General features: G+C 66.1%; 23 protein-coding genes and 1 pseudogene. 7 read left to right on the plus strand and 17 right to left on the minus strand.

From position 1 onward, the window contains the following. Positions 1-22: 22 nt before the first annotated feature. On the minus strand, positions 23-166 hold the full coding sequence (locus tag ACQPXH_RS00575; RefSeq protein ID WP_433600402.1) for a hypothetical protein: 144 nt from the start codon (positions 164-166) through the stop codon (positions 23-25). A 690-nt stretch (positions 167-856) separates the two neighbouring features. Here ACQPXH_RS00575 and ACQPXH_RS00580 point away from each other — a divergent pair. Further along, positions 857-1,333, plus strand: a complete 477-nt coding sequence (locus ACQPXH_RS00580) for a hypothetical protein (protein ID WP_433600403.1) — start codon at positions 857-859, stop codon at positions 1,331-1,333. A gap of 192 nt (positions 1,334-1,525) precedes the next feature. On the opposite strand, the gene ACQPXH_RS00585 is transcribed toward ACQPXH_RS00580, so the two are convergent. Both ACQPXH_RS00585 and ACQPXH_RS00590 read right to left on the minus strand, forming a co-directional pair. Beyond that, on the minus strand, positions 1,526-1,939 hold the full coding sequence (locus ACQPXH_RS00585; RefSeq protein WP_433600404.1) for a hypothetical protein: 414 nt from the start codon (positions 1,937-1,939) through the stop codon (positions 1,526-1,528). Positions 1,940-1,950: 11 nt separating this feature from the next. Continuing rightward, positions 1,951-2,658, minus strand: a complete 708-nt coding sequence (locus tag ACQPXH_RS00590; protein WP_433600405.1) for a DUF433 domain-containing protein — start codon at positions 2,656-2,658, stop codon at positions 1,951-1,953. A gap of 626 nt (positions 2,659-3,284) precedes the next feature. On the opposite strand from ACQPXH_RS00590, the gene ACQPXH_RS00595 reads away from it, so the two are divergent. Next, positions 3,285-3,797 carry a DUF2231 domain-containing protein gene (locus ACQPXH_RS00595; RefSeq protein ID WP_433600406.1) on the plus strand — a complete coding sequence of 171 codons (513 nt, stop codon included), beginning with the start codon at positions 3,285-3,287 and terminating at the stop codon, positions 3,795-3,797. Between the two features lie 7 nt (positions 3,798-3,804). On the opposite strand, the gene ACQPXH_RS00600 is transcribed toward ACQPXH_RS00595, so the two are convergent. Genes ACQPXH_RS00600 through ACQPXH_RS00610 form a run of 3 tightly spaced genes read right to left on the minus strand, consistent with a single transcriptional unit; the run spans position 3,805 to position 5,672 of the window. Further along, the gene (locus ACQPXH_RS00600) at positions 3,805-4,014 is read right to left on the minus strand and encodes a CDGSH iron-sulfur domain-containing protein (RefSeq protein WP_433600407.1); all 210 of its coding nucleotides are present in this window, start codon (positions 4,012-4,014) and stop codon (positions 3,805-3,807) included. After that, positions 3,992-4,645, minus strand: a complete 654-nt coding sequence (locus ACQPXH_RS00605; protein ID WP_433600408.1) for a HemK2/MTQ2 family protein methyltransferase — start codon at positions 4,643-4,645, stop codon at positions 3,992-3,994. The genes ACQPXH_RS00600 and ACQPXH_RS00605 overlap by 23 nt, the downstream gene beginning before the upstream one ends. Positions 4,646-4,673: 28 nt before the next feature. Next, positions 4,674-5,672, minus strand: coding sequence for an iron-containing redox enzyme family protein (locus ACQPXH_RS00610; protein WP_433600409.1), 999 nt, complete (start codon positions 5,670-5,672; stop codon positions 4,674-4,676). 163 nt (positions 5,673-5,835) lie between these two features. Here ACQPXH_RS00610 and ACQPXH_RS00615 point away from each other — a divergent pair, with 163 nt between their 5' ends. After that, positions 5,836-6,009 (plus strand): hypothetical protein, encoded by a 174-nt coding sequence (locus tag ACQPXH_RS00615; RefSeq protein ID WP_433600410.1) that lies wholly within the window; start codon positions 5,836-5,838, stop codon positions 6,007-6,009. Here the strand turns inward: ACQPXH_RS00615 and ACQPXH_RS00620 are convergent, their stop codons facing one another. Continuing rightward, positions 6,010-6,486, minus strand: a complete 477-nt coding sequence (locus ACQPXH_RS00620; protein WP_433600411.1) for a hypothetical protein — start codon at positions 6,484-6,486, stop codon at positions 6,010-6,012. A gap of 188 nt (positions 6,487-6,674) precedes the next feature. Here ACQPXH_RS00620 and ACQPXH_RS00625 point away from each other — a divergent pair, with 188 nt between their 5' ends. Then, positions 6,675-7,442, plus strand: a complete 768-nt coding sequence (locus ACQPXH_RS00625; RefSeq protein WP_433600412.1) for an SDR family NAD(P)-dependent oxidoreductase — start codon at positions 6,675-6,677, stop codon at positions 7,440-7,442. A 114-nt stretch (positions 7,443-7,556) separates the two neighbouring features. Here the strand turns inward: ACQPXH_RS00625 and ACQPXH_RS00630 are convergent. Continuing rightward, positions 7,557-8,078, minus strand: a pseudogene (locus ACQPXH_RS00630) (class I SAM-dependent methyltransferase); the annotation flags it as partial. Positions 8,079-8,121: 43 nt separating this feature from the next. Between ACQPXH_RS00630 and ACQPXH_RS00635 the strand changes: the two are divergent. Further along, entirely contained in the window at positions 8,122-9,537 is a 1,416-nt protein-coding gene (locus tag ACQPXH_RS00635; protein ID WP_433600413.1) for a hypothetical protein, read from the plus strand. Here the strand turns inward: ACQPXH_RS00635 and ACQPXH_RS00640 are convergent. Further along, the gene (locus ACQPXH_RS00640) at positions 9,530-10,162 is read right to left on the minus strand and encodes a TetR/AcrR family transcriptional regulator (protein WP_433600414.1); all 633 of its coding nucleotides are present in this window, start codon (positions 10,160-10,162) and stop codon (positions 9,530-9,532) included. The two genes, ACQPXH_RS00635 and ACQPXH_RS00640, sit on opposite strands and share 8 nt — an antisense overlap. A gap of 89 nt (positions 10,163-10,251) precedes the next feature. Between ACQPXH_RS00640 and ACQPXH_RS00645 the strand changes: the two genes are divergently transcribed. After that, complete coding sequence (locus ACQPXH_RS00645) at positions 10,252-12,417, plus strand: MMPL family transporter (RefSeq protein ID WP_433600415.1); 2,166 nt, start codon at positions 10,252-10,254, stop codon at positions 12,415-12,417. A 749-nt stretch (positions 12,418-13,166) separates the two neighbouring features. On the opposite strand, the gene ACQPXH_RS00650 is transcribed toward ACQPXH_RS00645, so the two are convergent. Further along, complete coding sequence (locus tag ACQPXH_RS00650) at positions 13,167-14,174, minus strand: stage II sporulation protein M (RefSeq protein ID WP_433600416.1); 1,008 nt, start codon at positions 14,172-14,174, stop codon at positions 13,167-13,169. A gap of 41 nt (positions 14,175-14,215) precedes the next feature. Between ACQPXH_RS00650 and ACQPXH_RS00655 the strand changes: the two genes are divergently transcribed. Then, the gene (locus ACQPXH_RS00655; RefSeq protein ID WP_433600417.1) at positions 14,216-15,022 is read left to right on the plus strand and encodes an RDD family protein; all 807 of its coding nucleotides are present in this window, start codon (positions 14,216-14,218) and stop codon (positions 15,020-15,022) included. 294 nt (positions 15,023-15,316) lie between these two features. Here the strand turns inward: ACQPXH_RS00655 and ACQPXH_RS00660 are convergent, their stop codons facing one another. The 7 genes from ACQPXH_RS00660 to ACQPXH_RS00690 form a co-directional block, all read right to left on the minus strand. Next, on the minus strand, positions 15,317-16,612 hold the full coding sequence (locus tag ACQPXH_RS00660) for a DUF58 domain-containing protein (protein ID WP_433600418.1): 1,296 nt from the start codon (positions 16,610-16,612) through the stop codon (positions 15,317-15,319). A 3-nt stretch (positions 16,613-16,615) separates the two neighbouring features. Then, positions 16,616-17,599 carry an AAA family ATPase gene (locus ACQPXH_RS00665; RefSeq protein WP_433600419.1) on the minus strand — a complete coding sequence of 328 codons (984 nt, stop codon included), beginning with the start codon at positions 17,597-17,599 and terminating at the stop codon, positions 16,616-16,618. Further along, positions 17,596-18,630 (minus strand): DUF4129 domain-containing protein, encoded by a 1,035-nt coding sequence (locus ACQPXH_RS00670; protein ID WP_433600420.1) that lies wholly within the window; start codon positions 18,628-18,630, stop codon positions 17,596-17,598. The genes ACQPXH_RS00665 and ACQPXH_RS00670 overlap by 4 nt, the downstream gene beginning before the upstream one ends. Next, positions 18,627-19,448, minus strand: coding sequence for a hypothetical protein (locus ACQPXH_RS00675; RefSeq protein WP_433600421.1), 822 nt, complete (start codon positions 19,446-19,448; stop codon positions 18,627-18,629). Before ACQPXH_RS00675 ends, ACQPXH_RS00670 begins: the two co-directional genes overlap by 4 nt. A gap of 61 nt (positions 19,449-19,509) precedes the next feature. Then, entirely contained in the window at positions 19,510-19,632 is a 123-nt protein-coding gene (locus tag ACQPXH_RS00680) for a hypothetical protein (RefSeq protein WP_433600422.1), read from the minus strand. A gap of 84 nt (positions 19,633-19,716) precedes the next feature. After that, positions 19,717-20,319 carry a GNAT family N-acetyltransferase gene (locus tag ACQPXH_RS00685; RefSeq protein WP_433600423.1) on the minus strand — a complete coding sequence of 201 codons (603 nt, stop codon included), beginning with the start codon at positions 20,317-20,319 and terminating at the stop codon, positions 19,717-19,719. 325 nt (positions 20,320-20,644) lie between these two features. Next, a complete protein-coding gene (locus ACQPXH_RS00690) occupies positions 20,645-22,384 on the minus strand; it encodes a DUF4407 domain-containing protein (RefSeq protein ID WP_433600424.1) in 1,740 nt (579 codons plus the stop codon). Between the last annotated feature and the right edge of the window lie 222 nt (positions 22,385-22,606).

A 22,606-nucleotide genomic window follows, 5' to 3' on the forward strand; every position in this document is an offset into this window, starting at 1 on the left:
GAGGGCGGGGTGGTGGGTGCGGTCACCGGTTGCGGTTGCGGAGTTCACGGATCGCGTCCAGCAGTGGCCCGACGGTGCGGACCAGTTCGGTCAGGGCGGCGGGGATGCGGCCAGCGTTCTGGAGCAGGAGAACGGAGGTGGCGATCCAGGCGATGATCTCTGTCATGGTGACGACGATCGGCGTGCCGCCGGTTCGGGTGCATCACCATCGGGAAACCGAACCCCGCACCCGCCCTGAGCGGCGACAACGTGTGATCGTCGCGGCTGTAACCGAACACAACTGGAAGGAACCGACCGCAGAAGCCGTGCCCAGTGTCGGCCGGTTCGCGGGTTCGGTCGATGGTGTATCGGCGCACTCCGGCCGTGTCCGACCGAAGTCGCCAGTCGCCCTGGTGCCAGCGACTCGGCGAAAAGGACCATGTCGCACGCCCAGTGCGTGCCCGGCCCGCCGCTGAGGATTCGGCTGTTCTGCGCGGGATGTCGTGGAGTTCGCCCGCACACCGTAGTCGGCATCGCCGAGCGGTCGGTACCGCCACCACAACTGACTTCACTGAGATAGCGTCAACCGACACTCTAACGTCGTACGGCCACTGACACTTTCGTGTCGCCTCCCACGCAGCACAGCCGACCTTCTGAACTGGGCTGCCGCAGGTCAGCGTGTGTTTTCGCGGATCTGCGGCTTTTTTCGTCAACGGGTTTTGTTGACTGGGATGTTGACGGGGGTCATCGGTTGGTGTTGACAATCGTTTCGATCAAGGAGGGGAATGTTCCCCTTTCGGTTCGAGCCCTGTGAAACGCCTGGTAACCGATTGTTTTGGTATCGGCGCACATGGGTGGTCGAGATCGTGGTTTAGCGATGCCTGAGCGGTGGCATGCCCAGACGGAGTTCTGCCTGACGTCGATGGCTCGCCCGAGCGAGGTCGGTGCTCTGACCGTCGGGGATGTCAATCGGGATACCGGTGGGGTGCGGATCAATAAGGCGTTCAAGTACACCGGTACCGGTTGGCGGTTGGGGCCGCCGAAGACCAGGCGGGGTGTGCGGACGGTGAACGTGCCGTTCGAGACGATCAACCTGCTGGATCTGGACCGTCCGCACGACGCGCTGTTGTTCCACACCCGCCGCGGCACCCCGATCCGGGCGGCCTACTTCTACCAGGAAGCTTTCCTGCCCGCCCTGCGGGAGCTGGTCGAGGTCGACGATCAGGGTAATGTCGTGGTCGACCGGCTGGCGGGTAAGCGGCCGAGTCCGTACACGTTGCGGCACACCGGGTTCAGTTGGCGTCTGTTGGGTGGGGTGCCGATGTTCGTGGTGTCCCGGGATGCCGGGGCATGACTCGTATGGCACGACCGATAAGCGGTATGGGCATCTTGACCGGACCGCCAGCGCCGCGGCTGCGCAAGTCGTCGCGGCCAAGATCCCGAGGCTGAACCGACCTGCTGGATAGATCGCGTAATCTGTTGGCCCGGTTGGCCGTTAGTGCATGGTCAACCGGGTCAACTGCCGGTTGTCTGGGTAATAGGCAAGCTACACGATCAGTTCCGCGAGGTCGTTCTGGTTGATCAGGTAGAACCACGGTCCATCGGGCCGCGTGTGGACGATCTCCTCCATTTGATCCCACAGTCGGACAACGCGGGTGAGCCAATCCCAGGTCGACTGGTCCCTTTTGCCGCCGAGGCAGAATGTGCGAAGTCCGGCCTTCTTCATCTCGAGCAGCTCTCCTGGCTTTGTCCGGATTCGCTTGTCTCTACAGATGACGATCAGTCCGCGCGCGGCAACCTCGGGGATCCAATCCGGATCCAGTACGCCGAGCGGGCATTGGGGCAGGATCAGCGGGTGGCCGACGTGGATCGTGTCCTTGCGCGCGAACGCCAGCGCTTTGCCGAGACCGAGCGCGCTTTCATCGACATAGAACCGAATCTGCCCAGCAACAGCGGCCATATTTCAGACGATCAGCTCGCCTGCGGGACACGCAGCAGCTCATACCGCACAGCGGCGTTGACGAGCTCTGGTTCCAGTTCGTACATGTCGGCGATCATTTCGGGCGGGTCGCCCGCGCGTATCAGTTCACCGATGATGTCGGTGCGTACTCCTCTGACCGATGGTTCACCGAAGCTGCGTCGTGGGTCGACCAATACTTGGGGTATCTCGGGTAGAGGTCGGAGACTGATGAGCACCGCGTCTCGGCTCTGGTCACTCCAGATGGCCGAATCGGCGAATTCCTGTGCGGGGGCAGTCCACTCCAGCATGGTCTGACCGGTCCGAACGACTTCGACCAGCGCCAGCCGCTTGTCGAGTTCGGTCTGTTCCTGGGCTCGACGGACGATCTCTCTGCCGTCGACGTCGAGCCAGGTGCGGGCGGAGGCGAGGGGATATTTTGTATCGAGTTCGGCTCTCAGCAGCTCAACGACGGGGCGCATCTTGAACAAGGGAACGCCGGCCTCGCGATACTCCGACAACAGCCGTGTCTCGACGAACTCGCCCCAGGTCACGATCTCGTCGCCTGTCGGCTCTGATCGGACTACGGGTGGGTAAGACTTGGTGCCACGCCGGTACCCGTCGATCCATCGGCGGGCGGTCCCGGTCTTGAGGCCGAGAATGCGGTCGACCTGGCTCAGGCCGTACACCGGCCTGTCCTGTAGATCGACGATTGTCCCCATAGCCCAAGATACTGCCAGATAGTCCACGGCGCGCCAGCAAGATCAGACGAATAGTCATCAGCGCTGAGGACTAAAGAAGAGCAGCTCGCCGTCAAGACACCACGACATGAACCCCTGCCCGGTCCGACGGTATGTCTTGAGCCCGGTTTGGCAGTTTGGGCGTGGCGCTACGGGCACGCGGTGGGACTCCAGCCACCGAGCGCTGTAATCGTCCCACGGTCGCTGAATGGCGTCTAGGTGAGAAGACTTGGGCCGCGATCCCCCGGCGGGGGATGTTGACCGGGTCAACACCTGAGGGTTACGGTAGCGATCGTCAGCGTGCCGAAATCACTTGGAACGCAGGATATTGCACCGAAATCGACGTGCGAGCACGGGAACCGGAAGTTCAAGTCCCCCTTCGCCCACAGATATGCGAAACGCCGCAGATCAGAGATTTCTCGGTCTGCGGCTTTGGGTCGTCTGTGGGGTTTCCCATGTGCGTCAGCGGCTTCTGTGAATGGGGTCGGGTGTAGTGGGCGGGCCGTCTGATCCGTACCTCTGTGTCGGCGTGTTGGTCGAAACCGAGTGGGTATGCGATCGGTGTGGCCGAGGCGTCCCACTCGGCCGACCGGCGCTAGGAGGTTGTCGTGACCAGTGACATGCAACAGGCCAAGCGTCCGGTCAGCGCGACGCTGGCCGGTCCGTACGGACATCCGTTCCATCCGATCCTCGTGACAGTGCCGATCGGGGCATGGGTGGCGAGCGTGGTATTCGATATCGCTTCGCATATTGCGGGCGACCCGCAGTCCCTCGCTCGTGGCTCGGCCTGGCTCATCGCGGTCGGTGTGCTCGGCGCGCTGGTCGCGGCCGTGGTCGGCCTGCTGGATCTGCTCGCGATCCCGACCGGCACCTCGGCGTTTCGCACCGGCCTCGTCCACATGAGCCTGAATCTGATCGTGACGGCCGCCTTCGCCATCGACTTCTGGTGGCGGCAGTCCGGTGACGGACCGGATGGCGCGGTGCCGATGGGTCAGTTGGTGTTGTCGATCATCGCCCTTGCGGTGCTGGGCGTCTCGGGTTATCTCGGCGGTAAGCTCGCCTACCACTACGGCGTCCGGGTGGCCGACGAGACCACCCAGGCCTCCGGGTACCGACACTGAGTCCGCATCAGGCCTCGTGCCGTCGGTGCTTGCGATGACTGGTATCGCACAACGGGTAGTTCGACGAACGACGGCACAGACACAGCGCGACGACGACTCGGTCGGAGTGAATGGACTGTCCGTCCGGGGTGACGAGTTCGACCGGCCCTTCGATGAGTGCCGGGCCGTCGGTAGTGAGCTGGATCCGCCGGGGTTCACGGTCGGGGTTTGTCGGCACGGATCACCACCAGATCTTCTCGGTTCTGGCCGGGCTCGATCAGCCCGGTCGAGGTCAGCCACGGGGTCAGCTCGCGCATGATGGGACCGAACGGCACCGAGGAGCGCGCCACGATCGCGACCTCGAGTCCGCCGTCCCGGAGTTGGGCAACGGTCGCATCGGGATGGCACAGACACGAATGCACGGTCAGTGCGACGCCGCCGGGTTCGAGCAGGCCCGGCATCATCGCGCACAACCGGTCCAGGATGGCTCGTCCCTTTTCTCCCGCGTTCCAGGCCCTGGCTCTGCGATCGGCAGCGCTTCCAGGGGCGGGAACGTAGGGCGGGTTGGCGAGGACGAGATCGAAGCGATCGGTTCCGAGTATCGCCTCGAAGTCGCCGTGTAGCGCTCGGACGGTCAGGCCGCGCAGTCGGCAGTTCAACCAGGCGGTGGCGACCGCGCGGCGGGAAACGTCGACCGCGGTGATGGTGCGGGCACCATGGCGGGCAGCGGCGACGGCGAGCGCCCCGGTGCCGGTGCCGATATCGAGTACGTGACCACCGTGCGGGATACGCGCCTGCGACAGTGCGTGCATGAGCAGCCGCGTGTCGTGCTGGGCTCGATAGACGCCGGGAGCGCGGACCAACATCATATTCTCTGGATTATCCGTTCGGACCGCTCTAAACATCCGCACCGGGCAGCAAGGAACTGCGTCCGGCACGCCAGGCGTCGAAAATGTGGTCGGCGAAGCGGTCCTCCAACATATTTGTGACCTGAATGCCGAGGACCATCGACTCCGTCAGCGCAGGCTCATGCGCGATCAGATCACCGATTACATCTGTGCGCATCAATTGTTCGTGTACCGCATCGGCTTCCACGTGTTCCTGGTAGAACCGCACGCAGGCCGGGTCCGCTTCGAGTCGTCGCAGGGCGTCGACCAGGCGTGACGACGCCGGTGATGAGCTGATTTCGACAGTCGCGAAATGTCCGACCAGCGCACCGCGCAGCGACCGGTGCAAGCCGAACAGCGACATCATGTTCACCAGCGAAAGCATCGGTTCCGGGACAGCATCGAGGTAATGCAGATATTCGGCGTCGAGACCGGCGCCGGCCATCAGCTCGGCGAAAAGTCGCGCGTGGATCCGTTCACCGCGACCGCCGCCGAATTCGTCGAATTCCACCGCGACGAGAGCAGCTTTGGCTCGTCCGCGCAGGCGTGGGATCACCCAGGCGTAGGGGTCGGCCTCTTTATGGTGATAGATCGATCTGTGCACGAAATACTCGCGCATATGCCACCATTCGCCCTCGTCTCGGAGGAACCGGGACGGACCGGTGGATTCGATCGGTGTCACCAGGAGTTCGTCGAGCTCCGATTCGAGATCATCGCCTCCGGATACCTCCGCGCGCATTGCGTCCAGGAATGCGGTCTCCATGGCGGCCCGCAGGGTCAGCAATCCAGGATCCCATTCCCATTCCGGGTCCACCGCCGCGAACCCGTGATAGTGCAGCTCATAGCAGGTGTGCAGGGCAAGCTGCAGATCGTCGCTGTACGGGTCGAGCGATCGGGTCTTCGGCACCGGTTTGCCAGGTATTCCGCGCAACAGCCCTACCACCGCCTCGGACAGGGTGCCGCGTGGGTGTGGCAGGGGGCGAGGACGGATATCCGTGGTGACCGTCATACCTCCTCATACTCCCCGCGACCTGATGCGATATCCAGCGATGTCCGGGGTGACGACAGTGCTCGGCGAACCGCCGCGCCGTTACGCGCAGCAATAGTCGATCCCGCGTAGGCAAATGCCGCGGGTTTGCCGGGATTCGTTCGGCAGAAAATCGAATAACAGCTTGTTCAGCCGCGCAGACCGATTCGGGCGCAGCATCATGTGCGGCAACCGAATTCAGTACGGCGTCGACGGCTCCGACCAATGCGCCTACCTCGGCGGCATCGGCATACGCCCCGAACACGCCTCGTCATTCGCCTACCGAGCACCGAACCTCTACTCCGTAGAACAGTCGTAGTCAGTGATTGCGGGCCGGGGCTCTGAGCTCGACGGCGCTGTTGGCCAGGACGCCGGTGAGTTGGTGCCAGCGGCGGTGGCGGTGGCGGAACATCAGGTGGACGAAGATGCGGATCGGGGCGCCGCGCAGGCCGGACTCGATTTCGATTTCGTCGGTGTAGCGACAGCTGGATTCGGTGATCGGCTCGAAAGTGAGGCGGTGGTTCCAGGTGCGGACGGGCCCGCCCCATTCGTTGGTGCGGATCTCGCGGGCATCGAGCCGCACCAGACGCAGATGATGGCGCCAGGAGGGGATGATGCCGAACCACCAGAGGCGGGCGGAACCCTCGGCGGCCGGCTCGACGTGGTCCGGGATGTGGAATTGTGGCACCGAAAGGATCGGTGCCACAACGTAGGCGAACAATTCCGGCGTTCGTGCCAGTGCGCACGCCACCTCGGCGCCGATCGGCAGCTCGGTAGTTAGGGTTACCTTACTCATAGGTGAATGATGGTCCTGGACGGCGCTGCTCGCAATAGTTTTCACACAGCTGCGGCGTCGGCGATCTCGTCGCTGGTGGCGCCGGCCATCGCCGAATACCTCGAGGCGGTCCGCGAGAACGCCGCCTCCTGACCTCGGTTCCGTCAGAACCTGTTGACTCCTAATGAGAACCTGTTCTAATTTTTGGCATGCGTAGATTTGACGGCCGCCGCGTATTGGTCACCGGAGCAGGATCGGGAATCGGGCAGGGGATCGCCCTGCGGCTGCTCGATGAGGGCGCGACTTTGGTCGCCGCCGATATCGATGCGGCGGGTCTGGAGAACACCGCGGCGAAGGCGGGTGATGCGGCCGAGCGGCTGCGCACCGTCGAGGTCAATATCGCCGATATCGAGTCGGTGCGCGCCGCGACGGGCGAGGCGATCGAATTCCTCGGCGGCCTGGATGTGCTGGTGAACGCGGCGGGCATTCTGCGGCCCGCGCGCACCGACCAGATGCCGCTCGAGGTGTGGAACCAGGTGATCGGGGTCAACCTCACCGGGACCTTCCTGATGACCCAGAGTGCGTTGCCCGCACTGTTGGAGTCCGGCCAAGGCGTAGTGGTGAATCTCTCCTCGACCGCGGCCTTCAGCGCGTCGCCCTATCTGGCGTCGTACGCGGCATCGAAGGGCGGGGTGAACGCCTTCACACACGCGATCGCGCTGGAGTACGCCAAGCAGGGGTTGCGCGCGGTGAATATTGTGCCCGCGGGCATTACCAGCGGGATCACCACCAAATCCATTCTCGATCAGCCGGAGGGCTTCGATCCGAAGCTGTTCTCACGCCTCACCGGCTGGCTCAACGGCGGTGCGCTGGGCACTCCGGAGGATATCGCCGGTGCGGTCGCCATGGTCGCCTCCGATGACGGCCGCTACATGACCGGCTGCGAGATCCGCATCGACGGTGGCGCCCTGATGTAATCGGGCGGGTCGGGCGACGAGCAGGTGATACGGAATCGGCGGATCGGCCAGTTGCTTGTGGTCGACGACGCAGCCCGCGCCTTCCAGCGCGGCGATCACCTCGGCCACCGGCCGCAGCGTGAAACCGTATGCGGTGAACGGCATTTTCGCCATCGTGTCCGGATCGCCGATACCGACGACGAGGCTGCCACCGGGACGCACGACGCGCACGAGTTCGGCAACCGCGGCGGCCAGATCCGGCACGAAGTAGACGGTGTTGACGGTGATGGCGGCATCGAGTGCGTCATCGGCCAGCGGCAGATCGGTCATCGAGCCCGGCGCGAGTTGCATTCGGCCCGTACCGATTTCGTCGGCGAATTTCGACTTCGCCCTGGTCGACATGTCCGGTGAGATCTCGAAACCGTGCACCGTCCCATTCGTGCCGACCCGCTCGAGCAGCATCGAAAGCCCTGCGCCACCGCCGAATCCGATATCCGCGACCGTCGCGCCCGCCGCGATCCCGGCCGCGTCGACCGCGCCGGCGATGGCGCGCTTATTACCGCGATTGAGCATGAAGGCGAATCCCTTGCCGAGCGTTCCGTGCGGATTGCCGAGTTGACCGGCAATCGTGGACAGCACGCGGGTCCGGATACTCATGCCGTCATGCTAGCCACTGTCCGATAACCGAAAGCCGACCCCGATGCGATCACCGCTGGTCCTCCTTGCCGCCGCCGTCCTGGCGCTCGCGCCGATCGGCACTGCCGAGGCGGCGGGATCGTGGGGGCCGCTGGCGCCGCCGAATCCGTACCTCGGGCCGCTCGGCACCGCGACCATGCACGGCGATGCCGGATCGTCGGATGCGACGCCGCTGGCCGGGCCTGGCACCGGTGCGATTTCGGTGGCCGGGTATCCGCTGGCTTCGGCATGTCCGACCTTGCTGCAAGGGGCGGACAATCTGGTCGTCGCGCTGTGCACACCCGTGATCGGCCAGACTCCGACCATCCATCTGCTCGATGCGTCCTTTGTCGGTCCGGTCGGCACGCCGCTGGCTTCGCTGGAGATCGCGAAGGGAAGTCTGCTCGGCGGTGTCTATGCCTATCTCGACAACGTCGACCGCCTGGTCATAGTGGACGGTAACCGCACTTTGCTCCGCGTCGGCCACTCGCGTGACGCGGCGGGCAAATGGCGGCTGTCGATCGATTCGTCCACCGATCTCAGTTCGGTGATTCCAGTGGGCGACAACGTGACCGGGCTGGTGCCGGACTGGTCCGGCAATGTCTGGTTCGCCACCGGCAAGAGTCTCGTCGGCCTGGTGCCGCCCGCGGGTGCGGCGGCCACCGTCGCGCTGCCCGCGGGTGAGTCGGTGGCCAACAGCATTTCGTCGGCGCCGAGCGGTCGGGTCGCGGTGGCCACCACGCACGCGCTGTACGAGTTGCGCGCCGATGCCACTGGGCGACCGGAGGTGCTGTGGCGCGCGGCCTACGACCGCGGATCGGCGCGCAAGCCCGGCCAGCTGAGCTGGGGCACCGGTGCCACCCCGACCTACTTCGGGCCCACCTCCGGCGCGGAATATCTGACCATCGTCGACAATGCCGACGGGCAGGTGAACGCACTGGTTTTCCGTTCCGGCACCGGACAATTGGTGTGCTCGCAACCGGTGCTCACCCGTGGTGGTGCGGGCAGCGAGAACTCGCCGATCGGCATCGGCCGGTCGCTGTTCGTCGCCGGCACATACGGCTACCCGTACCCCACGGTCCCCGAGGGCGCGGGGCCCGCCGTTCCGGCATCCGCACCGTTCGTCGGCGGAATGACCAGGGTCGATGTCGAGGACACCGGCTGCCGTACGGTGTGGGAGAACACGGTTCGCAGTGCGGCCGTTCCGCATCTGTCCACTGCGGACGACGCTATCTACACCGTGACGCGCGTCGGACTGGACCTCACCACTCCGCTCGACGGCTACGCGTTCACCGTCGTGAATCCCGATACCGGCGCGGTGATTTCGCATCGGCCGCTGGCCGGAACCATCGTCGACGATCCGCTGCAGACCTCACCGCTGATCACGCACGACCGCAAGATTCTGCAGGGCACGATTACCGGAATTCTGCGCGTCAGCTGAAGTCGGGGGCATTCGGTCCGGTGGCCAAACCCCGTTCGACCACCGCGAGGGCCCGGTGAATCGCGCTGTCTCTGGCTGCATCGTCGAGGTCGTCGAGTACGCCGTCGATGATCAGCGAGGCCATACCGTGGACCGTTGACCAGGCGGCGTATTCGGCGTCCGGTCGGTCCGCCGGGTCGAGGAAGCCGACGTCGACGAGTTCGTCCAGGAGTCCGGCCAGCAGATCGAAGGCGGGCGAAGGCATTTGGTCGCCGCAGAACGCGGTGCGGAACAGGCCGGGTTCGCGCAGCGCGAAGGTGATGTAGCCCCGGCCCACCGCGCCCAATCGGGTGATCGCATCCGCTGGCGGCGTCAAGCTCGCCATCGTCTCGGCCATGGCGCCGAACAGGGTGTGCTGAGCCTGTTCCTGTGCCGCGTTCAGCAACTCCTCGTGATTGGTGAAGTGCCGATAGGCCGCGGTCGGCGTGACGCCGACATGCCGGGCGGCCGCGCGCACGGTCACCGCCTCCGGCCCGCCGGTTTCGGCGAGTTCGGCGGCGGCGCGCACCAGGGCGTTGCGCAGGTCGCCGTGGTGATACGGGCCGTCGCGGGTGGCGCGCTTCGGCGCTGTTTCCGAATCTGTCATCACATCGATGTTGACACCCACACACATGGCGTGGCAAGTTAACACCCATAAAGTTTACGCACGATAACATGCTCGATCGGAGATCCGATATGTTCGAAACACTCGGCAGATTCGTTGTCCACCGTGCCCGCTGGATCCTGGTCGTCGGCGTGCTCGCCCTCATCGCGGGCGGTGTGGTCGGCGCGACGGCCTTCAGCAAGATGCAGCCCGGCGGCCAGCAGGACCCCAATGCCCAATCCAGTGCCGCGCAGACCCAATTGGCCGATAAATTCGGCGCCGATACCGACTACGTCTTCATGATCGAGGCGAAACAGGGAACGGTCGACGGCACTGCCGTCGCCACCATCGGCCGCGATCTGGCTCGACGGCTCGCGGCCGACCAGCGCCTGACCAATGTCGTCTCGTATTGGGATACCGGATCACCGGCCATGCGCTCAGCAGACGGAACCGCGGCCGTCGTCCTGGCGGGCAATGTCGATAAGGAAGCCACCGATAAGGAGAAGTCCGCCGCCTCGATCGTCGAGACCTATCGCGCCGACGGTCCGGTCGCACGGATCCAGGTCGGTGGCGGCACCGCGATCTTCCACTCGATCACCGAGCAGATCGGCAAGGATCTCGGCCTCGCCGAAGCCGTTGCGGTCCCGCTGATTCTGGCGCTGCTGGTGCTGGCCTTCGGCAATGTGGTCGCCGCGCTGCTCACCCAGGTGGTCGGCGGGATCGCCATCCTCGGCACCTTCACCGAACTCTCGATCCTCGGGTCCGTCACCGATGTGTCGATCTACGCGGTGAATCTGACCACCGGACTCGGACTCGGGCTCGCGGTGGATTACGGCCTGCTGATGGTCAGTCGCTTCCGTGAACGCCGCGCGGCCGGAGCCGAACCCGACGATGCGGTGATCGCTGCCGTATCGACCGCCGGACGCACCATCGCCTTCAGTGCGGCCACCGTCGTGGCGGCGCTGTCCGCGCTGGTGATCTTCCCGCAGTACTTCCTGCGGTCCTTCGCCTACGGCGGCATCGGCGTGGTCGCCATCTCCGCCGTTGCCGCGGTGGTCGTTTTGCCCGCGCTGCTCACGGTGCTCGGCGCGCGGACCGATGCGTGGCGGGTGCCCGGTGTCCGAGGCATTCGCGGTGACGCAACGCCGTTCTGGGCCGGCGTGGCCGGATTCGCGATGCGTCGACCGCTGCTCGCGGGTGTGCCGGTGGTAGCGGTGCTGCTGCTCGCCGCCGCGCCGCTGTTGCACGTCCAGTTCGGTACCCCCGACGATCGAGTGCTGCCGACCAGTACCGAGGTGCGTCAGGTCGGTGACGCGATGCGGGATGATTTCGGCGGCGGCGATGTCAACGCGCTGTCGGTGATCACCGAAACCGGCGTTGCCGCAGCGCCGCTCGCGGATTACGCGCGCACCCTGTCCAGGGTTGAGCACGTCACCCAGGTCGATTCGAGTGCGGGCACGTTCGTCCACGGCGAGCTGACGGCGAGCACACCCGCCGATGCCAGGTTCGCCCGCCCGGACGCGCAGCGCCTGACCGTACTCACCGATCTGGACCGCAATTCCTCCGCTGCCCGCGATCTGGTCGATCGCGTGCGTGACGTGCCAGGTCCGGCCGGTGCCAATGCGCTGGTCGGCGGGCAGGTGGCCGAACTGCGCGACAGTCTCGCATCGATCGGCGCGAAGCTGCCGATCGCCATCGGGTGGATCGTCGTGACGACCTTCGTGCTGCTGTTCCTGTTCACCGGCAGCATCGTGCAGCCGTTGCGCGCACTGCTGTCGAATGTGCTGAGTCTGGCCGCCACGCTCGGGTTGATGGTGTTCGTCTTCCAGCAGGGGCACCTGTCCGGACTGATCGGGTTCACCCCTGCGCCGCTGGATGTTTCGATGTTGCTGCTGCTGTTCTGCATCACCTTCGGACTGTCGATGGACTACGAGGTCTTCGTGATCAGCCGGATCAAGGAACTGCACGATCGCGGTGCGTCCACGAAGGAAGCGGTTATCGAGGGACTGGCCCGCACCGGCCGCTTGGTGACCACCGCGGCGGCGCTGATTTCGATCAGCTTCCTTGCCTTCACCAGCAGTGACGTCCGGTTCATCCAGTTCTTCGGACTCGGCGCGGGGTTGGCGATTCTGATCGACGCGACACTGGTGCGCGGCGTGCTGGTGCCGGTCGCGATGCGACTGCTCGGCACGGCGGCTTGGTACGCGCCGAAGCCGTTGCGTTCGGCGTACGGGCGGCTCGGTTTGGCCGAAGCCTGAGACGTAGGTCACGCGGCCCCACATGCCACGGTGCGGGGCCGCGTTCGGCTGTCGCACTGTCGTTTTCGCCCGATCCGGCCGGGTCGAGCGAGGAAGGTGGCAGAGATCACAGAGCCGGTTATGGTTGCGGCCGTTGTGCTGACCGCGGTCCGATTCGGTGCTCCTGCGACCGCATTTGCGCACCTGGTTAATCATGATCTTGACCGGATGTAAGTCCACCCCGAAGGGTTACGGCTAGGTGTAGATCACGTTTATAACGAAGATAACCAACCTGAAGTTTCTTTTGCCCTATCCAACTGCCAGCAACACCAATTGTCGAGCGGTGAATGTGCAGGTCCAAGCGGCATTTGGTTACCATTGAGGACTCTATGTTCACAATGTAGCTAATCGCTCGACGAATGTTTGTCACCAACCTGTGGTTTCTGGATCGTGATCTGGGATCGCGCGCCGAAGGTCGGTTCCGAGGTCTGGTTTCGGCTGCCGAATGGCCGCCGAAAGTTTGCTGGAATACTGAAAAACGATGTGCCCACATGGGTTTGCTGGGTCGCTGCTTTATACGCCTGACCTCGGCGGGGAGGGTTGCGTCGGGATAACGATTGTGTAGAGTTGACGGTAACGCTGGCCGCAGCTGAGCTGGACTCGCTGCGGCCAGCGGAACTCAATTGGGGGACTTCGGATCTCGGTCGTTACGTAGCGTTGCTACCGATTGCCCGGACCCATTTCACTCACCGTATGCTCGGCGTTATCTGTCAGCGCCGCGCGGAATCCGCTCGAGCGCCACCGAATCCCAGTGTCGCGGCGGCTCGTGCGTCCTGCTCGAGTGCGGCCCGCCGCCCCACCACGAAGACGTAGCCGAGAAACAGTGCCTCCGCGATGAATCCGACGCCGACCTTCACTGGCACGGGCAGCGAACTCGGTGTGACGAAACCCTCCAGCAGCCCGCAGACCAGTAGCACCGCGACCAGACCGAGCGCGACCGTCGCAGTGGCCCGGCCTTGGCGGGCGACCGCCTCCAGCCGACTCGAACGTCCCGGATCGATCAGCGTCCAGCCGAGCTTCAGGCCGACCCCGCCGGCCACGAAGATCGCGGTCAGCTCGAGCGTGCCGTGCGGGAGGATGAATCCGAAGAACGAATCGAGCCGGCCGGCATCGGCCATCAACCCGCCGGTCACCGCCGTATTGAGCGCGTTCCCGAACAACAGGTACACCGCGGGCAGGATCAGCACCCCGGTGAACAGCACCATCGCCGTCACCCATGCGTTATTGGTCCACACCTGCGCGGCGAACGCGTCGTGCGGATGTTCGGAGTAGTAGGTCTCGAATTCGCCGCCGGGTGCGGTGAGCCAGTCGTTGTGATCGGAGATGCCGAACAGATCGCGCGCCGAACCGGAACCGGCGATCCAGACGGCCAGACCGGTGGAGACGATGATGAAGACCGCCGCCACCGCGACCCACCACGGCCATGCCCGATACAGCATCGCGGGGAATCGGTGGGTGAAGAACCGGCCCACCTGGCTCCACGCGTCGCCCTCGGTGCCCAGCACCCGGCCGCGCGCCTTGGTCAGGAGTGCGCTGAGTCCGGCGATGAGTTCCGGATCCGGACTGTGCGATTGCAGCCGCGCCAGCTGCTGTGAGGTGCGCCGGTACAGCGCGACCAGTTCGTCGGCCTCCGCGCCGCTGAGCTTGCGCCGACCGGCCAGATAGGCCAGCCGATCCCATGCCCGCCGCTGTGCGTAGCTGTAAGCATCTATGTCCATTGGTTGCCTCCCATACCGCCGGTCGGAAGAATGCTATCGACATGGCTGAATTCACCACCGGCGAAGCGGTCGCACTCGAGCTGCCGATCGCCCGGATCCCGACCAGGGCCACCGCGTTCCTCTTGGACGCGCTGGTGCAATTCATGCTGGGCAGCATGCTGATGCTCGGCCTGAGCGCGGCGCTACTCTACTTCGGCGCCGACTCCGCGTGGTACAGCGCGGCGGCGATCACCACGATCGTCGCGACGCTGGTCGGCTATCCGGTGGTCTGCGAAACACTCATGCGCGGACGGACTGTTGGCAAGCTCATGCTCGGCCTGCGGGTGGTGCGCGGCGACGGCGGACCGATCGATTTCCGCCACGCCCTGACCCGCGGGCTGGCGGGTGTGATCGTCGACTTCTGGATGTTGGGCGCATTCGGTGCGGTCGGGGTGATCACCTCGATGTGCTCGCCGAATGCGCGCCGGGTCGGCGATGTGCTCGCCGGCACCGTTGTCGTGCACAGCCAGCGCAGTGTGCCCTTCCCGCTTCTTGCCGTCGCACCGCCCTGGCTCGTTGCCTGGTCCGGACAGTTGGACCTGTCCGGCATCACCGAGGACCTCGCACTCGCGGTGCGCCAGTACCTGGCCCGTATCAACACCCTGAGCCCCGCCACCCAGGCGAACCTCGGTCACACCCTGCTCCTCGCCGTGTGTGACCGGCTGCAAATTCCGGTACCCGCCGGGTATCCGCCCGTACAGATCCTCGGCGCGGTGATCGCCGAACGCCAACGCCGAACGCTCGCGCCGATCATCACGCCGATGGTGATGGCAGGTCCGCGCCCGATGCCGATCGCCCGCGCGAGCTGAGTCTCCACTCGCGACACGGTCATTCGGCGGTGACCCGAGCTGGGCTGCACGGCCGCCGCGCTGGGGGGCGTTGACTGGTTGAGGAGTGTGCGTGGCTTCTATGGTCGGCGCCGCACCCTGGCTCGTAGTCGGGCTGGTTCTGATTGCCGCCTGTGGGCGGGGTTCGTGGGCGATCGTTCGCTCGCCGAGGACTGGTTCGCGCCGGAGCGGGAGCTCGCAATCCGGAAGTGCGGTGTTCCCGGATCGACATCGATGCCAAGGCGACTTCGGGTCAGCGCCCGAGCGATCGTGGAGTCACATAGTGCCGGACTGTTTCAGCTCCAGGTATTCGTCGGCAAGGGCTTCGGGGAGGCGCTCCGGGGAGGCCGCGACCACATCAATGCCCATGCGGCGCAGGGATTCCTGGACCAGGGCGCGTTCGGCGATCAGGGATTCGGCGGCGGCCGCGGGATAGAGGTCGGCGAGGGTGTCGCGTTCGGCGGCGGCCGCGGCGACGTCGGGATCGGTGACCGAGACGATCAGGACGCGGTGGCGTTGCGCGAGGGTCGGCAGGACCGGTAGCAGGTTCTCTTCGACAGCCGCCCCGTCCAGACTGGTGAACCAGACGACCAGGCTGCGGCGGCGGGCGCGTTGGATGGCGGCGCGGACCAGCCCCGCGCTGTCGGTGTCGACCAGTGCGGGGGTGACGCCCGCCATGGCGTGCATGAGCTTCAGTTGCAGGCGGCGGCCGCCCACACCGCGGACCTCGGTGCGGACCTGCCGATCGTAGGCGAGCAGATCCACCGAATCGCCTGCGGCCGCGGCCAATCCGCCGAGCAGGAGGGCGGCCTCGATGCTCGCGTCCAGCCGGGTGCCGGTGCCGACGCGGCCCGCGCTGATGCGGCCGGTATCGAGCACCATCAGCATGTGCCGGTTACGTTCCGGACGCCAAGTGCGCACCAGCACATCGGTGGCGCGAGCTGTGGCCCGCCAATCGATGGCCCGCACATCGTCACCGGCGACATACTCGCGGAAGGAATCGAATTCGGTGCCCTGGCCGCGCATATTCGCGACATTGCGGCCCTCGAGATGTTGCAGCCGTTTGACTTTCGAGCGCAGCAGCCGTTCGCTGTGGAATTCCGGCAGCGCCCGGACCCGCGCGGGCACGGTGTGGCGACTCTGCCATCCGGCCATACCGAGCAGGCCGAACAATCGCACCGTCACCGGACCGGCGACCCGATCGCCGCGGTAGGTCGGTGTCAATGCGGTTTGCACTCGCATGCGGGTGTTGGGCGGCAGATCCATTCGGTGCGTGCGGGTTTCGGCGCGAGCGCTGCCGGGCCAGTCGTCCCACAGCCGCCCGCGCACGGTCCTGGTCCCGTTGTTCACCACGCCGAGTTCCACCTCGACGCTGCGCCCGAGCCGGATCACGGTCAACGATTCCCTGGTCAGCGTGAGGTCGCGCGCTCGCGCCACTGTGCCGAGATCGAAAAGGACAAGGGCGGCAAGCACACTGGTCATCAGGACGACACCGAGCCACGACGGCATGACGAAGCAGACGAACAGTGCGAGCACCGCCGCCGTCAGGGCGAGCCGACCGGTAACGACCACGAGCTACACCGGAACCGGAACCGAAAGCAGCAGTGACGACATGACGCCCTCGGTCGTCACACCGTCCAACTCCGCCTCGGGCCGCAGATGCAGCCGATGCCGAAGTACCGCGACCGCAACCGATTTCACGTCGTCCGGGGTCACGAACCCACGCCCGTTCAGCCATGCGAACGCGCGCGAGGCCGCCATCAGCGCGGTCGCGCCGCGGGTGGACGCACCGTGCTGGACCGCCGGGGAGTTGCGGGTGGCCCGGCAGATATCCACCGTGTAGGCGAGCACCTCCGGACTGATGGTGACCCGGGTGATCGCCGCCCGCGCCGCGGCGATATGCGCCGGACCCGCGACCGGACGCAGACCGGCGGCGGTCAGATCGCGCGGATCGAAGCCGCCCGCGTGCCGCTGCAGAATGCGGAATTCGTCGTCGCGCCCGGGCAATTGGATATCGACCTTGAACAGGAAGCGGTCCAGCTGCGCCTCCGGCAGCGGATAGGTGCCCTCCTGTTCGATCGGATTCTGGGTGGCGACGACGACGAACGGGTCCGGCAGCGGCTGCGGCTTGCCGTCCACCGAGACCTGACGCTCCTCCATCGATTCCAGCAGCGCCGATTGGGTTTTCGGTGGCGTGCGGTTGATCTCGTCGGCGAGCAGCAGATTGGTGAAGACCGGGCCGTGCCGGAAGGTGAATTCGGTGGTGTGCGGATCGTAGATCTGCGAACCGGTCACATCGCCCGGCATCAGGTCCGGGGTGAACTGGACCCTGGCGTGTTCCAGATCCAGGGCCGTCGCGAGCGCACGGACCAGCAGCGTCTTCGCCACGCCGGGAACGCCTTCCAGCAGCACATGGCCGCGGCAGAGCAGGGCGAGCACCAGGTACATGATCGCGGTGTCGTTGCCGATCACCGCCTTGCCGATCTCGGCACGCAGTGCGGCGAATGCGGCGCCCGCCTCCTCGGCGGCCGGGGTGTGGTTGGTGTCCGTGCTGGTCATCCGACCTCCGCCTCTATCCATTCGAGTTGTGTGGCAACGAGTTGCAGGGTGCTCGCATCGGGCACCGGTCCGTACAGCGCGGCGCCGACGATGGCCGGATCGACCCGGGTCCGTGCGGCGACGGTCGCGACAAGCCGGTCCGGCGTGACATCGGTGCCGACGCCGAGCATCGGGCGGATGCGGCGCAGGGTGGCGGCGCGCAGCCGGTTCGCGACATGCTCGTGGTCCTTCGACCGGCGATAGAGCGCAGCCTGGCCGCCGAGCAGCTCGTTCGCGGCCACTTCCACGGGTCGCGGTTCGCCGACCAGCGCACCGCGACGACGCGCCCGCCACCACACCAGCACCGCCGCGGCGATGAGGAATTGCAGGCCACCGAAGGCGACCGGTGCGGGCAGCCTGCCGAAGATGGAATCCTGGCCCGCGCCGAAGCCGGAGTCGTCGCGGTTGTCATCCGGATGGTGCTCGGGGGGTTTGGGCGGCGGGATATCGGGCGGTGTCGGCCTATGCGGTGCGGGCGCGGCACACGAATTCAACACCGCGTACAGCAGCACGATCAGCGCGATGGCGGCGAGCAGCGCGGCCCAGAATTTCGGATTGCGCAGCAGGTCCGGTAGCGGAGGAAGTTGTCTGCGGGGCTTGGTCTTCTCGGTGATCGTCGCGTCGACCGGTTCCGGTGCGGGCGGTGGGGCGCTGCGCGAGTAGCGGTCGGCGTATTCGAGGCGGCGGTATTCGTCCTCGGTGGCGCGGCGGCCGCCGTACACGACTTCATCGAAACTGTGTGCGGCCGGGTGTAATTCGCTCGCATGCTCGAGCGGCAGCGCGGTGGTCGCGTCGTCGGCGGTTTCCCGCGCGGTCCGCGAGCGGCGGACCTCCAGCATGCCGCGCTGTTCCAGGCCGCGTAGTACCGCGCGGAACCGCTCGCGGAGCGCGGTGTCGAAATCCCGGTGCAGTGCGGCGTTTTCGGCGGCGTCGCGGTGGGCGTCCGCGGGTCCGAGTCGCGGGGGTGGCGGCGGGGCCGTGGGTTCTGTCATCGTTTGTCCGTCCCGGGGACCCGGATATCGAGCCCCTCACGGCGGCACCGGCGATCCACATACGAGACCACCCGCGTCGCCGACTCGACCACCTCCCCGAAGGCGATGATCAACAGCGCCGACGTCGACAGCAGGACGATGACCTGCCAGCGATGAGTGCCGGTGAAATCCGAGAGGTACCACGGAATGCCGAGCAGCGGCACGGCGACGAGGACGACCAGGGCGCGGCAGGCGAACCACAATCCGGTTATCGACGACTGCGCACCCTGGACGAGCAGCTTCGAGCGCGCGACCGCACAGGCATGGGTGGTTCGTTCGACGAAGATCACCGGCACCGCGACGAACCGTCCGGCCCGCAGATAGCCGAGCCAGATCAGCGCGAACGGATAGGTGATGATCAGCAGGCTGCCGATGATCAGCACGCCGATGCCGACCAGCGTGAACAGCATGTGGAAGGCCAACAGCGGACCCGCGACCGCACCCACCCGGCCCAGTGTGGTGCGCCAGCCGATCGGCGATCCGGCGACGGTCGCGAGTCCGAGTGCGACCGTCATCCCGCGCAGCAGGAACCGCAGCAACCAGGCGGCGGCCGCCGTCGACAGGATCGCGGCCCACGCGGTGCCCGCGTCGGAGCCGTCGGTCACATAGGAGATCCCGCCGGTGACCGCGACGACCAGCAGTTCGGCCAGGACGAGTCCGATCGCGGTCGTGCCCGCCAGTACGACGACATTCGCCTGGATCAGCGCGAACGGCTCGTCGAGCAGTTCGCGAAAGCTCAGTGGGCGGATCGGCACCGTCGTTCCAGGGGAGGTTGGCACCGGATCGTTCCCCGCCCCGACGGCACCGGCCGGCTCGGCGGCTGGTAACACGCGGCCGAGTCTAGCCGTCGGCGACCGGCCAGGCGGGGCGCAACGTGCCGATGGTGCATTCGAGCAGTCGGTCGGCGACTTTCTGATAGCGCGCCGGGTCGACCGGCTGTGCCGCGCTCGTGACGCGATCCACCCATGCGTCCTGGCAATCGGCTAACGCTGAGCGGCAACGGCTCGAAACCGGCGGCTCGTTCACATCTGGGACATGGCAATTGATTCACGTTGGTTCTGTGACCACGCGGTGATGTTCATACCAAATTCCAGGGACGGTCGATCCGTCCGGCAACGGCTGTGGTCGCCGGTCCTTTTCTGTTGCGCCGATCTTGTCGCAGATGCGCTGCACCGCGAGATTCGACTCGTTCGTGCCGATCTCTACGCTGGTGTACCCGGTGTCGTGGATCGCGTCGACGAGGGCGGCGACCGCTTCGCTCGCATAGCCGGCTCGCCGGTGACTTGGGCCAATCCACCAACCGATGGACGCGAACGACGTCTGGTCGGCGCTGGGGTGCACAGTCGCGCCACCGATCACGGTTGTGTCTGATCGCGACTCGATCACCAGAAGCCCGGGAGTCGGGTGGCCGCGCCTGACAGCCTTGATCAGTGCCCTGCCATTTCGTTGTGTCCAACCGTTGCTGGCGAGCATCGCATCGTCGATCGTGGCCTCGAGCGGGACTGCGTCCTTCGGCGCCGGTCGGCGCAGGGTGAGCCGCGAGGTTTCGATATCCCGCAGCACGTCATAGCGTGCAGTGCTTTCCTTGCTGGTGAGTTCGCTGACGCGCCACACCCAGAGCCAAACCGCGACGAGTACGGCGGCCACCATGAGCAGCAGCCGGACACTAACGATGAGTTCGGTTGCGGCGGAAGGAGATCCGGCCGTAGCCGCGACGCCGATGACTGCTGCGGGAAACCCGAGGAGTGCGATCCATCCCGCCAGCCCAAGGGTGGCACGCCGGGGCGAGTGCTGAAATGACGCTTTGGCAACAGCGATTCGCCAGGTGGGGAACATACGCGAACAGTATTCGATTCCGTTGTTTGGTTCTTTGGCAAGCGGGTGGGCGTTTGGAAAGGATCGGGGCCGGCGAGACGGCTTCGAACCGGGGGGCCTTTGCCGCGCCAACCAGGCACAACAAGCCCTTTCGGTCCAGTCAGTTGGCTGGCGGCAGTTCCTGTGGACTTCGGCTGCGGGGGAGTTCGTTGCGGGGACGGGTCGAGAGTTCGTCGTCGCGGCCGGCTTGGGGGAGGCCGTAGCCCTGGGGGTAGTGAGGGTTCTGGGTGTAGTCCGCGTCGACGACGGTGGCTGCGACGCGTTGGGCGTGCCAGGACTCGGGGGTGGCGGGCAATTGGTAGCCGGGGTGCGCGGGCTGCGTCATCGCCGGGGCGTGCGAATCCTGAGACTCGACGGTCACCTTGCGGGTGCGGCGCAGGGTGAAGGTGATCTCCTCGACCTCTTCGAATGCCTGGCGTGCGGTGCGCAGCGGGTGGGTGGCGGTGTCGATCGCATTGGCGACGAACGCGGGCACCAGCGGTCGGATGAAGCGGGCCGCGGTATCGGAGAACGGTACGGTGCCGATCAGCGGAAGTTCCAGGCCGCCGCTCTTGGGTGCGGACGAGGCGGTATGCGGTACCACCGCGCCCGCACCGGCGGTCGCCGCGAGCGCACCCGCACTCACGGTGGCCGGAAGATTGGGGGTCACCTCATGAGACACGGAGCTGTCCTCTCGGTCGCCAGCCGTTCCGGCTGGAAGTTCAGCTCGTCCCGGGTCCGTGATGCCGATTTCCAATCCGCCGATGGCGGCGATGATCCGGGTGCGCTGACGCTCCCGATCGATGGCGGTATCGGTCTCGACGGCCAGTCGGGCGGCGGTCAATTGTTGTTCGGTGCGCAGGTTTTCGGCCTCGACCCGCACCTCGGCGCGTTTCACCGCGATGGCGGCATCGGCGCTGCGTTCGGCGCGGTCCTGCACGGTGTGGAAGGCCAGTCGCCGATCGAGTGAGGTCTCCCCGCGCCACCACCGCATGATCAGCGGAAGCAGCGCGAGCAGGACGAAGGTGAGGATGCTCAGCACCCGCAGCAGGAACGCGCCCGCCGTACCGGTGGTGTAGTCGTTCATGGCCAGCCAGCGCGCGCCGAGGCCGCGATCGGCATCGGCGAAGGCGGCGGAACCGGCAGTGTCGAGGGCCTTCTGGTCCTCGGTGATCCGCTGGTCCAGTCCGGTGACCCGATCCTGTGCCGCCGCCAACTGCTTGCGCGCGTCGTCGAGTATCGCGTTGGCGGTCTGCGATTCGGGACCGCGACCGGGTACACCGGTGATCCGGGTCTGCGGGCATTCCGGCGTCGGGTTGTATTCGCAGCGCGCGATCACCAGCGCGTGGTCGATATCGGCCTGCGCTTTGGTAATCGACTGGTCCAGTGCGGCGCGATCGCCCTCGGCGCGGTCGAGTTCGGTCCGCGCGGTGACCACCGCAGGTGCGGAATCGACCGCACGCTGCGCCTTTTCATCGAGCAGCCGATCGATGGTGCCGCCGAACAGCACCGTCGAAGCGAGTTCTGCGACCAGTACCCCGGCCACCACCGCGACCGCGATCCGTCCGGCGAGGCCGCGGCGATCCGGTCCACCAGCGGGTCGTGCGGTCGCCAGGGCACGGGTCACCGCACCCGCCAGTAGTACGACGACGAGCGCGACGAACACGATCGCGAACAGCGGCACGGCATCGGCCGCGGCGAGTGCGCTCGTGCCGACGATCCCGGCCACCGCCGCGAACAGCAGTACCACGGCGCCGCTCACGGCATAATCCGCCCGCTCATGCGGATAGTCGATTTCGGTCCCACCCTGCTCGCGCCAGAGGCCTCCACCGAGCCAGGTGAACAAGCCGGTGACCGTCATGGGATCCCACATCCTCTACATCCCAAGTCGAAGTGGCGACCCGCTAGCGACTGCTTGCAGGTCGCTCGAAAAACCCGCCGAAGCCGTCACTGATTCGTTGTCACAGCGTGACAGGCGCGACCGCGACACACCGAGCACGCGACCCGGGATGTGGTCAGGCTCACAAAATTCGGTATGACCGCCTGACTTGTGCGCCCGCTCACCCTTGATCTGGCAGGAATG

Origin of the sequence: Nocardia sp. CA-135953 (assembly GCF_050955735.1) — a bacterium.
In the GTDB taxonomy this organism is placed as follows: Bacteria; Actinomycetota; Actinomycetes; order Mycobacteriales; family Mycobacteriaceae; genus Nocardia.